General features: G+C 41.5%; 12 protein-coding genes. 11 read left to right on the top strand and 1 reads right to left on the bottom strand.

Annotated elements, in window-relative coordinates:
- The first annotated feature begins 49 nt into the window (after positions 1 to 49).
- From dnaE to ACP69X_RS13865, 7 genes are all read left to right on the top strand, one after another.
- The gene (gene dnaE, locus ACP69X_RS13895; RefSeq protein ID WP_426052752.1) at positions 50 to 3,385 is read left to right on the top strand and encodes a DNA polymerase III subunit alpha; all 3,336 of its coding nucleotides are present in this window, start codon (positions 50 to 52) and stop codon (positions 3,383 to 3,385) included.
- A 141-nt stretch (positions 3,386 to 3,526) separates the two neighbouring features.
- Entirely contained in the window at positions 3,527 to 4,759 is a 1,233-nt protein-coding gene (locus tag ACP69X_RS13890; protein WP_041086592.1) for an NAD(P)-dependent malic enzyme, read from the top strand.
- A gap of 304 nt (positions 4,760 to 5,063) precedes the next feature.
- Positions 5,064 to 5,939 (top strand): acetyl-CoA carboxylase, carboxyltransferase subunit beta, encoded by an 876-nt coding sequence (gene accD / locus ACP69X_RS13885; RefSeq protein WP_041086590.1) that lies wholly within the window; start codon positions 5,064 to 5,066, stop codon positions 5,937 to 5,939.
- Complete coding sequence (gene accA / locus ACP69X_RS13880; RefSeq protein WP_039180569.1) at positions 5,924 to 6,901, top strand: acetyl-CoA carboxylase carboxyl transferase subunit alpha; 978 nt, start codon at positions 5,924 to 5,926, stop codon at positions 6,899 to 6,901. Before accD ends, accA begins: the two co-directional genes overlap by 16 nt.
- A 341-nt stretch (positions 6,902 to 7,242) precedes the next feature.
- Positions 7,243 to 8,202, top strand: a complete 960-nt coding sequence (gene pfkA, locus ACP69X_RS13875) for a 6-phosphofructokinase (RefSeq protein WP_041086887.1) — start codon at positions 7,243 to 7,245, stop codon at positions 8,200 to 8,202.
- A 27-nt stretch (positions 8,203 to 8,229) separates the two neighbouring features.
- A complete protein-coding gene (gene pyk, locus ACP69X_RS13870) occupies positions 8,230 to 9,990 on the top strand; it encodes a pyruvate kinase (protein ID WP_041086588.1) in 1,761 nt (586 codons plus the stop codon).
- Positions 9,991 to 10,089: 99 nt separating this feature from the next.
- Entirely contained in the window at positions 10,090 to 10,479 is a 390-nt protein-coding gene (locus tag ACP69X_RS13865; protein ID WP_039180564.1) for an FxsA family protein, read from the top strand.
- A 24-nt stretch (positions 10,480 to 10,503) separates the two neighbouring features.
- Here ACP69X_RS13865 and ytvI read toward each other — a convergent pair whose 3' ends face one another.
- On the bottom strand, positions 10,504 to 11,622 hold the full coding sequence (gene ytvI / locus ACP69X_RS13860) for a sporulation integral membrane protein YtvI (protein WP_073978749.1): 1,119 nt from the start codon (positions 11,620 to 11,622) through the stop codon (positions 10,504 to 10,506).
- Positions 11,623 to 11,722: 100 nt separating this feature from the next.
- Here ytvI and ACP69X_RS13855 point away from each other — a divergent pair, with 100 nt between their 5' ends.
- The 4 genes from ACP69X_RS13855 (at position 11,723) to mdh (ending at position 16,075) form a co-directional block, all read left to right on the top strand.
- Positions 11,723 to 12,187: a DUF441 domain-containing protein gene (locus tag ACP69X_RS13855; protein ID WP_007501699.1), complete on the top strand. Its 465-nt coding sequence runs from the start codon at positions 11,723 to 11,725 to the stop codon at positions 12,185 to 12,187.
- 376 nt (positions 12,188 to 12,563) lie between these two features.
- Positions 12,564 to 13,682 (top strand): citrate synthase, encoded by a 1,119-nt coding sequence (gene citZ, locus ACP69X_RS13850; protein ID WP_024424790.1) that lies wholly within the window; start codon positions 12,564 to 12,566, stop codon positions 13,680 to 13,682.
- Between the two features lie 148 nt (positions 13,683 to 13,830).
- The gene (icd, locus tag ACP69X_RS13845) at positions 13,831 to 15,102 is read left to right on the top strand and encodes an NADP-dependent isocitrate dehydrogenase (protein ID WP_024424789.1); all 1,272 of its coding nucleotides are present in this window, start codon (positions 13,831 to 13,833) and stop codon (positions 15,100 to 15,102) included.
- A 34-nt stretch (positions 15,103 to 15,136) separates the two neighbouring features.
- Positions 15,137 to 16,075 carry a malate dehydrogenase gene (mdh, locus tag ACP69X_RS13840; protein ID WP_008356047.1) on the top strand — a complete coding sequence of 313 codons (939 nt, stop codon included), beginning with the start codon at positions 15,137 to 15,139 and terminating at the stop codon, positions 16,073 to 16,075.
- The last annotated feature ends 39 nt before the right edge of the window (positions 16,076 to 16,114 follow it).

Genomic DNA, 16,114 nt, shown 5'->3' with positions numbered 1-16,114 from the left:
CGCGTTTTATAATGAAAGAATGACTTTAGACGAAAGGAGTGGATTTAGCATGTCTTATGTTCATCTTCAGGTCCACAGTGGATACAGCTTGTTAAGCAGTGCAGCTAAAGTAAAGGAGCTTGTACTGAAAGCAAAAGAACTTGGCTGCAAGGCGCTCGCTCTTACCGATGACCATGTGATGTATGGAACGGTTGAATTTTATAAGGAATGTAATAAACATGGCATCAAGCCGGTTATCGGTTTAACAGCTTCTGTCTTCATAGATGAACAAGAGACAGAGGCTTATCCCTTGGTACTCCTTGCAAAAAACAATGAAGGCTATCAAAACCTGATCAAAATCAGCAGTGTGCTGAAATCAAAATCAAAAGCCGGACTGAAAGAAAAATGGCTCAAAAGCTATCATCGCGGGCTCATTGCGATCACACCAGGCGCATCTGGGTATATTGAAACGCTTTTGCAGCATGATCAAATAGAAGAAGCGTGTGAAGCTGCAAAACAATTGAAGCATATATTCGGCGAGGATCATGTGTACATCGCACTTCAGCCATTTCAGCAGGACGAATCGCTCACCAGCAAACTGTGGGATGTCTCACAAAGTGTGGACATACCTCTTGTTGCGACGGGGGATGTTCACTACATCAATCGAGAGGATAAAATGGCTTATACGTGTTTAAAGGCTATTAAAGCAGGGGATCAGCTTTCAGAGATAGAGGAAGACCGAGGAGAAAAGCATTTCAGATCCTTTGAAGAAATGTTGGAATGGTATAGTGATGATCGAGAGCTGCTGACAAGAACGGTGGAGATTGCAGACCGCTGCGAGGTCGATTTAAATCTTGGGCAAACAAAACTCCCTTCCTATCCAACTCCTGATCAATCAACAGCAGATCAGTTTTTACGCAGAGTGTGCGCAGAAGGAATGAAGCAAAGAAAGATTGCTTCACATGACATGTATGTCAAAAGGCTTGAATATGAGCTGAGCATTATCCAAAAAATGAATTTCAGTGATTATTTTCTCATTGTGTGGGATTTTATGAAGTATGCGCATGACAGAGGGATTGTCACAGGCCCTGGACGGGGGTCAGCAGCGGGTTCACTTGTTGCATATGTTCTGTTTATTACGGATGTCGATCCGATCCGTCACGGTCTTTTATTTGAGCGCTTCTTAAATCCAGAGCGAATCAGCATGCCAGATATTGATATTGATTTCCCCGACACGAGAAGAGACGAAATCATTTCTTATGTAAAAGATAAATACGGAGACATGCATGTGGCGCAAATTGTCACGTTTGGAACACTTGCAGCAAAGGCTGCTTTAAGGGATGTTGGACGTGTGATGGGAATCGATTCAAAGGCAGCGGACCGTCTTGCCAAGCTGATTCCATCAAAGCCAGGAACGACGCTGAAAGAAGCGGTGACTGCATCTCCTGAATTAAAAACGATGCTTCAGCAATCTGAAGAGCTTCGAAAGGTCTTCCAAACTGCTTTAAAGGTAGAAGGCTTACCGAGACACACCTCGACACATGCAGCTGGCGTTGTGCTGAGCGAAGAGCCGCTGACAGAGGTCGTTCCGATTCAAGACGGCCATGAAGGTGTGTATTTAACGCAGTATGCCATGAATTATTTAGAAGATCTCGGACTTTTAAAGATGGACTTCTTAGGACTCAGAAACTTAACATTAATTGAATCCATTAAAAACCAGATTGAAAGACAGGAAAACGTCCACATTAACTTTAGTGACATTTCATATGAGGATCAGAAAACGTTTGAATTGTTATCTGCGGGCGATACAACTGGAATATTCCAGCTTGAATCACAGGGAATGCGTCAGGTGCTGAGACGTCTGAAGCCGTCTAGTTTAGAAGATATCGTAGCGGTCAATGCCCTCTATCGTCCAGGTCCAATGGAAAATATCCCGCTTTTTATCGACCGAAAGCATGGCCGAGTTAAGGTCTCCTACCCTCATCCTGATTTGTATGACATATTAAAGGATACATATGGGGTCATCGTCTATCAGGAGCAAATCATGCTGATTGCAGCGAAGATGGCTGGTTTTCAGCTGGGCGAGGCAGATCTATTAAGAAGAGCTGTTTCGAAGAAGGATAAAAAGGTCCTTGATGAAGAGCGAAGCCATTTTGTTGAAGGATGCCTAAAAAAGGAGTATCCTGTTAACATTGCAAATGACGTTTATGACTTAATCGTCAAATTTGCAAACTATGGTTTTAATAGAAGCCATGCTGTTGCATATAGCATGATTGGCTTTCAGCTTGCTTATTTAAAAGCGCATTATCCGTTATATTTTATGTGCGGTCTTTTAACGAGTGTAATTGGAAATGAAGACAAAATTGCTCAATATTTCTATGAGGCGAAGGAAAAAGGGATATCTGTGTTGAAGCCTTCTATTAATAAGAGTGAGTTTCCATTTACGGTTGAAAAAGGGGAGATCCGCTACAGCTTAAGAGCGATTAAAAATGTCGGAGTGTCAGCTGTAAAGGATATATACAGAGCAAGACAGGAAAAGCCGTTTGAAGATTTATTCGATTTTTGCGCAAGAGTATCACCAAAGAGTGTCAACCGAAAAACGATTGAAGCGCTCATTTTTTCAGGGGCGATGGATGAGTTTTATCCCAATCGTGCTTCGTTATTAGCATCGATAGATATTGCGTTAGACCACGTGTCATTTTTAAATCCTGAGGATCAGCTGGACTTTCTTGGGGATACAACCTTCTCCATTAAGCCAAAATATGCGGAGATAGAAGAAATGCCGCTTGTTGATCTCCTGCAATTTGAAAAAGAGGCACTTGGGTTATATTTATCAAATCACCCAGTACAAGCATACCGAGACCGCTTAAGAGAGAATGGTGCAGTGGAAATAATCAGACTTTCTTCCTATATTAAGCGGAAGATTTCAATGGGTGGTCTTTTGACAAAAGTGAAATCGATTCGGACAAAAAATGGACAATCGATGGCATTTGTTACATTTGGGGATGAAACGGGAGAAATGGAAGGCGTCGTCTTTCCAGAGCAATTTAGAAAGCTGTCCCCCTTACTTGAGGAGGGCACCATGCTTTATGTGGAAGGCAGAGTAGAAGTCAGAAATGACAGCAGTCAAATCATCGTGCAAGAAGCTGCTTTGCTTGAAGAGATGGACGCAAAAAGAAAAGAGTCTGTCTACATTCGGGTGAAAGAAGAGAAGCATACGCAGGAGCTGCTAGAGCAAGTAAAACGAGTCCTCTCGATGCACAGCGGAGAAGCAGATGTCTATTTGTATTATGAGAAGCAAAAAAAGACAATGAGACTTCCAGATGCATACAAAGTTCATGCAGATCATGCTGTGATTTTCCAGTTAAAAGAGCTGCTCGGTGAACAAAACGTTGTGATTAAATGATGACAAATCGCCTGAATATGTTTTACAAATTCACCTATTGTGTTATCATTTTAAAGATTCTGTGTATTTAAAACTGCCAGTATGTGCTTATCAATTTAGCAAATCATTAAATCATTTTCCACTTGAAGGAGTGTTCATCACATGTCATTAAGAGAAGAAGCATTACATATGCACAAAGAGAATCAAGGCAAACTCGAATCAAAATCAAAAGTACAAGTGAAAAATGCAAAAGACTTGAGCTTGGCTTATTCACCTGGTGTTGCAGAACCATGTAAAGATATTTATGACGACACAAGCAAAGTGTATGATTATACAATGAAAGGCAATATGGTCGCTGTTGTCACAGACGGAAGCGCTGTTTTAGGGCTTGGAAATATTGGTGCAGAAGCCTCTCTTCCAGTAATGGAAGGGAAAGCCGTATTATTCAAAAGCTTTGCAGGCGTAGATGCCTTCCCAATCGCGCTTGCAACGAACGATGTAGACAAAATCGTTGAAACAGTGAAGCTTCTTGAGCCGACTTTTGGCGGTGTGAACCTTGAAGATATTGCAGCTCCTAACTGCTTTATCATTGAAGAGCGCTTGAAAAAAGAGACAAACATTCCAGTTTTCCACGATGATCAGCACGGAACAGCCATTGTGACAGTAGCAGGACTTGTGAATGCACTGAAGCTTTCTGGAAAATCTATGTCTTCAATCAAAGTAGTGGCAAACGGCGCCGGGGCAGCAGGAATTGCAATTATCAAACTTCTTTATCATTTCGGTGTACGTGATATCATTATGTGTGATACGAAAGGTGCCATTTACGAAGGCCGCCCGAATGGTATGAATGCAGTGAAAAACGAAGTAGCTAAATTCACGAACCAAGACCGCAAAGAAGGTTCATTAGAAGAAGTCATTGAAGGCGCAGACGTCTTTATCGGGGTTTCTGTAGCAGGCGCTTTAACAAAAGAAATGGTTGGAAAAATGGCAAAAGATCCTGTCATCTTTGCTATGGCTAATCCAAATCCAGAGATTATGCCAGAAGATGCACATGCAGCAGGTGCAAGTGTTGTAGGAACTGGCCGTTCTGACTTCCCGAACCAAGTGAACAACGTACTGGCATTCCCAGGAATTTTCCGCGGAGCATTAGATGTACGTGCAACTCACATTAACGAAGAAATGAAAATCGCAGCTGTTGAAGCGATTGCTTCTCTTGTTTCAGAGGAAGAATTGTCAGCTGAATATGTCATCCCTGCACCATTTGATGCACGCGTGGCACCAGCGGTAGCAAAAGCGGTGGCAAAAGCAGCAATGGAAACTGGTGTTGCAAGAATCAAAGTCGACCCAGAAGCGGTCGCTGAAAAAACAAGAAAATTAACGATTATCGGCGAATAATCAACTGGAAAAGTGTGCACGTTCTTTCTGAAATTGGAGGAAAAACGTGCACCATTTCCTCTCTTACGCGAAAATTTTTTCATCCGGAATGAGATTTTTTTGTAGACGTTCACAATTCAAACATATCAACTGCTCAGCGCCCCAAACACATACTCATTTCTCATCAATTCCCCACTGAAAAAATTGAATGAAGGATGACAGCGTTTGACAAAAAAAGTACAATAGTTTCGGTACAGTTATGACATGTCCTATAATAGTGGATGTGCGTGTAAAGAAAAAACCCTTCAAAAAGGGAGGTAGTCATTTGTCAATTAAGAATATTTTCAGTAAAAAGAAAAAATATGCATCTGTACCCTCTGAACAGGCAAGCCAAGATGTGCCTGAAGGCATCATGACCAAATGTCCGCAATGTAAAAAAATAATGCTCACCAAAGAACTAGATAAAAATTTACGTGTTTGTATGAATTGCGGCAGACATTTGCAAATGAATGCAAAGCAGCGTATTGAAAGCCTTGTAGATGAAGGCACATTTGAAGAATTTAACGGGCACCTCATCTCAGCAAACCCGCTCGGTTTCCCAGGCTACGAAGAAAAGCTTGAGAAAGACAGAGAAAAAACATCTTTGAATGAAGCCATTGTCACAGGTAAAGGTGAGATTGAAGGCCAAAGTGCTGTGATTGCTGTCATGGATGCCACGTTCCGTATGGGTAGCATGGGATCGGTTGTTGGTGAAAAGATCACACTGGCGATTGAGAAAGCAAAAGTGGACAAGGTGCCATTTATTATCTTTACTGCATCTGGTGGAGCGAGAATGCAAGAGGGAATTCTCAGTCTGATGCAGATGGCAAAAACAAGTTCAGCATTAAAACTGTTCAGCGAGGATCAAGGTTTGATTATCTCTGTGATGACGAACCCAACAACTGGCGGTGTATCAGCTAGTTTTGCGTCTCTCGGTGATTACAACTTTGCAGAACCGGGTGCTTTAATTGGTTTTGCAGGCCGAAGAATCATTGAACAAACGATTCGTGAAGACCTGCCAGAGGACTTCCAAACGGCTGAATTTTTAATGAAGCATGGACAGCTTGATGCTGTCATCCATCGTGCAGAAATGAAAGAAACACTAGGCCGAATCTTAGCGCTACACAGCACAGGAGGTGAACGAGAGTGGCTGGAGAACTAGAATTTGAAAAACCTGTCATTGAACTTCGAGCGAAAATTGATGAACTGAAAAAGTTCACACAAAACTCAGAAATGGATTTAAGTGCAGAAATTGAGCGCCTTGAAACACGTCTGAGCAAGCTTGAAGCAGACATTTATACAAATTTAAAGCCGTGGGACAGAGTGCAGATTGCTCGGCATGCAATGCGCCCAACAACTCTCGATTACATTCAAGAGCTGTTTGACAACTTTTTCGAATGTCACGGTGACCGTTTTTATGGTGATGATGAGGCGATCGTTGGAGGAATTGCCACGTTTAAAGGGCTTCCTGTCACTGTTATTGGCCATCAGCGCGGTAAAGATACAAAAGAAAACTTGCGCCGTAATTTCGGAATGCCTCATCCAGAAGGCTACCGTAAAGCGCTGCGTTTGATGAAACAAGCAGATAAATTTAATCGCCCGATCATTTGCTTTATTGATACAAAAGGAGCTTATCCTGGAAAAGCTGCTGAAGAGCGCGGACAAAGTGAAGCAATTGCGAAAAACCTATTCGAAATGGCAGGACTTCGTGTACCGGTTGTCTGTATTGTCATTGGAGAAGGCGGAAGCGGCGGCGCACTAGGCCTAGGCGTAGGAAACCACCTATTCATGCTAGAAAACTCAACGTATTCAGTGATATCACCTGAAGGTGCAGCAGCACTGCTCTGGAAGGACTCATCACTTGCAAAAAAAGCTGCAGAATCAATGAAAATTACCGCTCCAGACCTAAAAGAATTAGATATTATAGATGATGTTATTAAAGAAGTGCAAGGTGGAGCACATCGAGACGTGAAACAACAAGCAGCCTACATGGAAAATGTATTAAAACAATCACTTACATCTTTGCTCAAACTAACACCTGAAGAACTAGTCGAACAAAGATATGAAAAATACAAAGCAATCGGGAAAGTATCGATTGAAAATCAATATATTGGGGTAAACTAAATAAACGTACAGCCTTTTTGGCTGGCGTTTATTTTTTTCATCTTTTTTCATGAAAACCGACCTCATGTAAGCGCTATTTGAAAATAATTTTCTTTTGTTTTCATAAAATTTGAAACGTCTGAAAACCTTGATATGATAAGGTTTATAGTACTTGCCTCTAAAGATTTCAGAGAGATTTTCTTTCATGACGTTCTTAACTTTTGTTTAAAAACGGTTTATTTAATTGTATAATAAGTACGGTTTTAGAAATTCGTATTGAAAACATCCAAATTTGCTCATGATTGTTTTCAAGCAGTGGAAATGGTATGTTTAATTCATATATGGTCTCTGAGGTGAAAAAGATGAAGCGTATAGGAGTTTTAACAAGCGGTGGGGATTCCCCAGGAATGAATGCAGCTGTGCGCGCAGTTGTAAGGAAAGCAATTTACCATAATGTTGAAGTTTACGGTATTTATAATGGATACTCAGGTCTAATTAACGGTAAAATTGAGAAACTCGAAATAGGTTCAGTTGGCGATATCATTCATCGTGGAGGAACAAAACTTTACACGGCAAGATGTCCTGAATTCAAGACAGTTGAAGGTCGTGAAAAGGGAATTGAAAACTTAAAAAAATTCGGTATTGAAGGGCTTGTAGTCATTGGTGGAGACGGGTCATTTATGGGAGCGAAGAAATTAACAGAGCTCGGTTTTCCATGTGTAGGTGTCCCTGGCACGATTGACAACGATATTCCAGGTACTGATTTCACTATCGGCTTTGATACAGCACTGAATACTGTCATTGATGCCATTGATAAAATTCGTGATACAGCCACATCTCATGAACGTACATACGTAGTGGAAGTAATGGGAAGACATGCTGGTGATATTGCCCTTTGGTCAGGTCTTGCGGGCGGAGCCGAATCTATTTTGATTCCTGAAGCAGACTATGACATGGACGAAATTATTGCTAGGTTAAGAAGAGGTCACGAGCGCGGCAAGAAGCATAGTATTATTATCGTTGCAGAAGGCGTAGGCAGCGGTGTTGAATTTGGTAAGCGGATTGAAGAGGAGACAAGCCTTGAAACACGTGTATCTGTCTTAGGACATATTCAGCGCGGAGGTTCTCCTAGTGCCTTTGACCGTGTACTGGCAAGCCGTTTAGGAGCATACGCAGTCGAGCTTCTCCTTGAAGGAAAAGGCGGACGCTGTGTAGGCATTCAAAGCAATGAACTTGTCCATCACGATATTTTAGAAATCTTAGATAAAAAACATACAGTCGATAAAAATATGTACCGACTTTCACAAGAGCTCTCTATATAAAACGAGAAGACCTTAGGAGGAACAGTAATGAGAAAGACAAAAATCGTTTGTACAATCGGTCCAGCAAGTGAAAGCATTGAAAAGCTGACTGAATTGATTGAAGCAGGAATGAATGTAGCCAGACTAAACTTCTCCCACGGAGATTTTGAAGAGCATGGTGCACGCATTGAAAACATACGTAAAGCAGGTAAAACATTAGGCAAGGACATTGCGATCCTTCTAGATACAAAAGGTCCAGAGATCCGTACACGTACAGTTGAAAACGGCTCAATTGAGCTAGTCGCTGGTGCTGATCTTATCGTGAGTATGGAAGACATTGTTGGAAATACGGAAAAAATTAGTGTGACGTACGAAGATTTAATTCATGATGTAGAAGTGGGCTCAACGATTCTATTAGATGATGGTCTGATTGGTTTAGAAGTAAAAGAAATTAACATGGACCGCAAAGAAATCGTCACTAAAGTCATGAATACAGGCACACTCAAAAACAAAAAAGGCGTCAACATACCTGGCGTCAGTGTGAACCTGCCAGGTATTACAGAAAAGGATGCCAATGATATTCTGTTTGGAATTGAACAAGGCGTCGATTTCATCGCAGCTTCTTTTGTTAGACGAGCTTCTGATGTTCTTGAAATTCGTGAGCTTCTTGAAAAGAACAATGCGACTGATATTCAAATCATTCCTAAGATTGAAAACCAAGAGGGTGTTGATAACATCGACGAGATCCTTGAGGTATCTGACGGTTTAATGGTTGCTCGTGGAGATCTTGGTGTAGAGATCCCGGCAGAGGAAGTACCGCTTGTTCAAAAAATGCTGATCAAAAAATGCAATCGTTTAGGCAAGCCTGTCATCACAGCGACTCAAATGCTGGATAGCATGCAGCGTAACCCTCGTCCAACCCGCGCGGAAGCAAGTGACGTGGCAAATGCTATTTTTGACGGTACAGATGCGATTATGCTTTCTGGTGAAACAGCAGCAGGAACATATCCAGTAGAAGCTGTACAAACGATGCATAACATTGCATCGCGTTCAGAAGAAGCACTTAACTATAAAGCAATTCTTTCTCGCAGAAGCGAAGAAGTAGAAGTCAGCATTACAGATGCGATCGGTCAATCTGTTGCACATACAGCAATGAAGCTTGATGTGGCAGCAATTGTGACGCCTACGGAAAGCGGACATACAGCAAGAATGATTTCAAAATATAGACCAAAAGCACCAATCGTAGCAGTTACAGCAAACGAATCAGTGGCAAGAAAGCTTTCACTCGTATTCGGTGTATTTGCAAAGAGCGGATCAAAAACGACGTCTACTGATGAAATGCTTGAGAATGCAGTAGAAAAGTCTATTGAAACAGGCTATGTAAGACATGGTGATTTAATCGTGATTACAGCAGGTGTGCCAGTTGGTGAAACAGGTACGACGAACTTAATGAAAGTATATGTTGTCGGTGACATCATTGCGAAAGGTCAAGGTATTGGCCGTAAATCTGCATTTGGACCGGTTGTCATTGCACAAAGCGGAAAAGAAGCAGAAGAAAAAATGTACGATGGTGCGATCCTAGTCGCAAACTGCACAGATCGTGATATGATGGGAGCTTTAGAAAAAGCATCTGCTCTTATCACAGAAGAAGGCGGTTTAACAAGCCATGCAGCTGTTGTTGGATTAAGCCTTGGCATTCCAGTGATTGTTGGTCTTGACAGCGCAACAACACTATTAAAAGAAGGCGAAGAGATTACAGTAGATCCAGCACGCGGAGCAATCTACAAAGGCCGTGCAAGCGTCCTTTAAATCATCCAAGAGGGGAGTTGTCTGACTCCTCTCTTTTTTTATGTTACACTAAAAAAAGTAAACAGCTTTCGATGAAAGATACCCCATGAGGTGATATGGTTGAAGAAATATTTTCTACTATTATTAATTCTGTTCCCTGCGGTGGAAATTAGCTTATTTTTAATCTCAAGTAAAATCATTGGCATTTTGCCAACGATGCTGCTCATAGTGCTGACAAGTGCATTAGGTGCTTATTTCGCAAGAAAACAAGGAATAGAAGCCTTCCAAAAGGTACAGCGAGATTTACAATATGGCAAGATGCCAGGGGGAGCGATTGTCGATGGTTTTTGTATTCTGATTGGCGGTCTGCTGCTGCTCATTCCAGGCTTCTTATCGGATCTCATTGGGGCTTTGCTGCTCATTCCGGTGACGAGAAAAGGAATTAAGCCGCTTTTTGAACGCTGGCTTAGAAACTTGTCTAATCGCAACCGCTATACAATCATTCGCTAAAGAGACCTTCAGCCTAGGTCTCTTTTATTTTTGCATGCCATACCGAATGTACTCAAAAATATCTCTGAAAACTCCTGCATTACGGAATGCCTGCCACACGACAAGGGAAGCAGGGCCAATCACAAGTCCAAGAAAACCAAACCATTTTAACCCGACAAATAGCGCCACAAGCGTTGCTAAAGGATTAAGTCCAATGGATTTGCTCAAGACTTTTGGCTCTGATATTTGTCTTTGAATGAGGACAACAATATACAAAATACCCAGTCCAATGGCGAGTGATAGATTTCCTGTCATAGCAGAATAAATGATCCACGGTAGAAAAACAGTGCCGCTCCCGATATATGGAAGTAAATCGACAAACCCAATACATAAAGCAATCACAAGGGCATGCTCGACTTTTAAAATGATGAGTCCAATCAATACAATACCAATCGTCATGGCCACAAGCAAAAGCTGGGCTTTCATAAAGCCGGTAATGGCTTTTTTGATTTCAGATAAAATGGCGCGTGTATGCTGCATCCATTTTGCGGGAAAGATACGTGAGCCATATGTTTTTAATGTAAACCAATCTTTCGTGATAAAAAAAGTTGCCAGAGCAGAAAATAAGAGAGTGGCTACTGCATCAGGCAAAAGACCTAAAAAAGCCGGAATAAGCTCAAGTGTTTTTGAAAGAAAGGTCCCGATTTTTGCGGCAGCTTCATCACCGAGTGCTTGAATTTGTCCCAAAATGGATTCCTTTTGACCTGCTTGAAGCGTATTAAATTGGGCTGTGACATCATGATATAAAGGCAGAATTTTATCTGTAAAAAATTGCTCTACAATACCAATCAATTGATCAAGATGGCCAGGCAGTACCTTTGCCAAATAAGCACTTCCTGAAATGATTTCAGCAACTAAAAGCGTCATGAAGCCGGCGGCTGCGACTAAAAAGAGCAAAAGTACAATGACCACAACTAGTCCTCTTGGCATCCCGGTAATCTCTTCAATTTTGCATACGGCAGGGTGAATCAAACAAGACACAATAAGGGCGATCCAAAAAGGATATAAAAACGGAAAAGACTGATATAAAAAGACAACAGCAAAAACAGCAATGCTGATCATCATCAAACTTCGCAGAAAAATGGCCACATAGGCGTGATTCACACAATCCCCTCCAAAAAACAAGCATGTCCGATACTTCATTTTATTCAAAAAGATTAGTAATATGAAAAGGTCGCAATAAAAAGAAAGAAAGGAGCGGCGTATGTTTACTCAAGCAAATTTATTTTTGGTACTTTTACTCGTTATTGCACTTATTGCAAAAAACAATTCGTTAATTTTAGCGGTCTCTGTACTGATCGCGATTAAGCTGATTGGCCTGGATCAAAAAATTTTCCCGGTTCTCCAATCTAAAGGTATTAATTGGGGAGTGACCGTCATTACCATTGCTGTGCTGGTCCCGATTGCAACAGGTGATATTGGATTTAAGCAGCTTGGAGAAGCGATGAAATCCTCCTATGCTTGGATAGCTCTTGGAGCGGGTATATTAGTAGCATTAATTGCAAAAAACGGGATTGTGCTACTCGAAAATGATCCGCATATTACGGCAGCGCTTGTGTTCGGTACCATTTTGGCAGTCAGCTTATTTAAAGGTGTGGCTGTTGGACCGCTCATCGGGGCAGGAATTGCTTATTTGGCGATGCAGGCTGTGAAATTTTTCAGCGGGTGAAAAGAGAGTGGTTCTTGCCACTTTCTTTTTTTAATTTTTTCTTGCGTGAGCTTTTGCAAAAAAACATAATTAAATATATTAAAAGAAGCAAATTCCCTTTATTCCATGCCTGATATGGGAGACTGGAAAAAAAAATATCAAAAAAAATTATAGTTAAACATTTAACAAATGTCTGATTATTGTTTATAATGGGAATAGGCTTAATTTTGAACTCATTGATCACACAAGAGATATGAGGCTAAAAGCGCTCTAACCGTATAGGTAAATGTAAGCATTTTCTTTTCAGAACCTGCCATCTTATTCGGATTGGATAGCGCTTTCAAAAAGTGAGAATTCTGCAACGAAGGGGAATCTTTTTAAAAAGGGGAGATTGAACATGACAGCAACAAGAGGTCTTGAAGGTATCGTGGCAACAACTTCATCCGTAAGCTCAATTATTGATGATACTCTTACTTATGTAGGGTACAATATCGATGATTTAACTGAAAAAGCTACATTCGAAGAAATTGTCTACCTGTTATGGCACTTAAAGCTGCCGAATGAGCAGGAGCTGAGTGAATTAAAACAGCAGCTCAATGAAAATGCTCAGATTCCGCAAGAAATCATTGAGCATTTTAAATCTTATTCGCTCGATGGGGTTCATCCAATGTCTGCGATTCGTACAGCAGTATCCTTACTAGGTTTACTCGATGACGAATCAGAGATTATGGACAAAGAAGCGAATTACAGAAAGGCAATTCGCTTACAGGCGAAAATTTCTGGACTAGTCGCTGCGTTTTCACGCATTCGCAAAGGACTTGAGCCTGTACAGCCAAAAGAAGAATACAGCTATGCTGCAAACTTCTTGTATATGCTAAATGGCGAAGAGCCGTCACCAGTAGAAATTGAAGCCATTGATAAGGCGCTTATTCTACATGCGGATCATGAATTAAACGCATCGACATTTACAGCACGTGTATGTGTTGCTACACTATCAGATATCTACTCTGGTGTGACAGCGGCTATCGGTGCGCTGAAAGGACCGCTTCATGGCGGCGCTAATGAAGGCGTGATGAAGATGCTTTCAGAAATTGGCGAAGTTGAAAACGTAGATTCCTATATTCATGGTAAGCTAGAGAAGAAAGAAAAAATTATGGGCTTTGGCCACCGCGTATACCGTCAAGGTGACCCGCGTGCAAAGCATCTAAAAGAAATGAGCCAGCGTTTAACAAACCTCACTGGCGAGCCGAAATGGTATGAAATGTCTGTTCGCGCAGAGGAAATCGTGACATCAGAGAAAAATCTTCCACCAAATGTTGATTTTTATTCTGCATCTGTATATCACAGTCTTGGCATTGATCATGACTTGTTTACACCAATTTTCGTGATCAGCCGATTCTCTGGATGGATTGCTCATATTCTAGAGCAATATGACAACAACCGACTCATCCGTCCAAGAGCTGATTACATTGGACCTGATCTTCAAACCTTTGTTCCGATCAGTGAAAGAGACTAATGTTTATAGAATAAGCGGGGGCTGATTTCAAAAGGCCAATCAGCCTCCATATCAACAAAAAAACGAATCACGTGAAAAACTTTTTTGCTTGCAGACATCAAGCCAAGAAGTTTCAAATATTCACTACATAACCTGGGAGGTAATATCATTGTCACAAGGCGAAAAAATTACAGTTACTGGCGGCGTATTGAATGTACCAAATAATCCAATCATCCCGTTTATCGAAGGGGACGGAATCGGTCCTGACATTTGGAAAGCAGCATCAAGAGTACTTGAAGCAGCTGTAGAAAAAGCATATAAAGGTGAAAAGCAAATCACTTGGAAAGAAGTATATGCAGGTGAGAAAGCTTACAATAAAACTGGAGAGTGGCTTCCTGAGCAAACGCTTGAAGATATTCGTGAATACTTAATTGCGATTAAAGGACCACTAACAACACCAATTGGCGGAGGAATCCGTTCATTAAACGTGGCACTTAGACAAGAGCTTGATTTATTCACATGCTTACGTCCTGTTCGCTGGTTCAAAGGTGTACCTTCTCCTGTGAAACGTCCAGAAGACACAGATATGGTGATCTTCCGTGAGAACACAGAAGATATCTATGCTGGTATTGAGTATGCAAAAGGTTCAGACGAAGTGAAGAAGTTAATTGACTTCTTGAAAAACGAATTAGGTGTGAACAAAATCCGTTTCCCAGAAACGTCTGGTATCGGAATCAAGCCAGTTTCTGAAGAGGGAACATCCCGTCTTGTCAGAGCGGCTATCCAATATGCAATTGACCAAGGCCGTAAATCTGTGACGCTTGTTCACAAAGGAAACATCATGAAATTTACAGAAGGTGCCTTCAAAAACTGGGGCTACGAAGTGGCTGAAAAAGAGTTTGGCGACAAAGTCTTTACATGGGCACAATATGATCGTATTGTAGAACAAGATGGAAAAGATGCGGCAAACAAAGCGCAAAGTGAAGCAGAAGCTGCTGGCAAAATCATTGTCAAAGACAGCATTGCAGATATTTTCCTTCAACAAATCCTAACTCGTCCAGCTGAGTTCGATGTTGTGGCTACAATGAACTTAAATGGAGATTACATCTCTGATGCACTTGCAGCACAAGTTGGTGGAATTGGTATCGCACCAGGAGCGAACATCAACTACGAAACAGGACACGCTATTTTTGAAGCGACTCACGGAACAGCACCAAAGTATGCTGGTCTTGATAAAGTGAATCCATCTTCTGTTCTTCTATCAGGCGTGCTGTTACTTGAGCACCTTGGCTGGCAGGAAGCAGCTGATCTAGTGATTCAATCTGTTGAAAAAACAATTGCATCTAAAGTCGTCACTTACGATTTTGCTAGATTAATGGATGGCGCAACAGAAGTAAAATGTTCTGAGTTTGCTGACGAGCTCATCAAAAACTTGTCTTGATTCTTAAACTTTAAAGTTAAAGGGGAAAAAGGAAATGGCAAACAAGCGTAAAAAAGTATCTGTCATCGGAGCAGGTTTTACTGGAGCAACTACAGCATTTTTAACAGCTCAAAAAGAATTAGCGGATGTCGTATTAGTTGATATCCCGCAGCTTGAGAACCCAACAAAAGGGAAAGCTCTTGATATGCTGGAAGCGAGCCCTGTTCAAGGCTTCGATGCGAACATTACAGGCACTTCTAACTACGAAGATACAGCCGGTTCTGATGTCGTGGTCATTACGGCAGGAATTGCAAGAAAGCCGGGAATGAGCCGTGACGATCTCGTGTCAACAAATGAAAAAATCATGCGCAGCGTGACACGCGAAATCGTTAAATATTCTCCAGAAGCCATTATTGTTGTGTTAACAAACCCTGTTGATGCAATGACATATGCAGTTTATAAAGAATCAGGATTACCAAAAGAAAAAGTCATTGGACAATCGGGTATTCTTGATACAGCACGCTTCCGTACGTTTGTTGCTCAAGAATTAAATCTATCTGTCAAAGATGTGACGGGCTTTGTCCTTGGTGGACATGGCGATGACATGGTTCCGCTTGTTCGTTACTCTTATGCAGGCGGTATCCCGCTTGAAACATTGATTCCAAAAGATCGAATTGATGCGATTGTTGAAAGAACAAGAAAAGGCGGCGGCGAAATCGTGAACCTATTAGGTAACGGTAGTGCCTATTATGCACCTGCTGCTTCACTTGTAGAAATGGTTGAGGCGATTCTAAAAGATCAGCGCCGCGTGATCCCAACGATTGCATACCTTGAAGGTGAATATGGCTACGAAGGCATTTACCTTGGTGTACCAACAATCGTAGGTGGAAACGGCCTTGAGCAGATCATTGAGCTTGAGCTGACAGAAGAAGAAAGAAGTCAGCTTGACCGTTCTGTTGAATCTGTTAAGAACGTCATGAAAGTATTGTCTTAATATGAAAAAAAGAAGGCTTCTCTTATGAGGGGCTTTCTT

Source organism: Bacillus sp. DC4300-2b2, assembly GCF_049895685.1.
Lineage (GTDB): Bacteria > Bacillota > Bacilli > Bacillales > Bacillaceae > Bacillus > Bacillus safensis.
The sequence above is the reverse complement of the archived record's forward strand: the minus strand, read 5'-3'. Positions and strand labels throughout refer to the sequence as shown.

Excerpts from the sequence above, each read along its gene's own strand:
- pfkA (WP_041086887.1), top strand. The coding sequence starts at position 7,243 with ATGAAGCGTATAGGAGTTTTAACAAGCGGTGGGGATTCCCCAGGAATG.
- ACP69X_RS13890 (WP_041086592.1), top strand. The coding sequence starts at position 3,527 with ATGTCATTAAGAGAAGAAGCATTACATATGCACAAAGAGAATCAAGGC.
- citZ (WP_024424790.1), top strand. The coding sequence starts at position 12,564 with ATGACAGCAACAAGAGGTCTTGAAGGTATCGTGGCAACAACTTCATCC.
- dnaE (WP_426052752.1), top strand. The coding sequence starts at position 50 with ATGTCTTATGTTCATCTTCAGGTCCACAGTGGATACAGCTTGTTAAGC.
- ACP69X_RS13855 (WP_007501699.1), top strand. The coding sequence starts at position 11,723 with ATGTTTACTCAAGCAAATTTATTTTTGGTACTTTTACTCGTTATTGCA.
- mdh (WP_008356047.1), top strand. The coding sequence starts at position 15,137 with ATGGCAAACAAGCGTAAAAAAGTATCTGTCATCGGAGCAGGTTTTACT.
- pyk (WP_041086588.1), top strand. The coding sequence starts at position 8,230 with ATGAGAAAGACAAAAATCGTTTGTACAATCGGTCCAGCAAGTGAAAGC.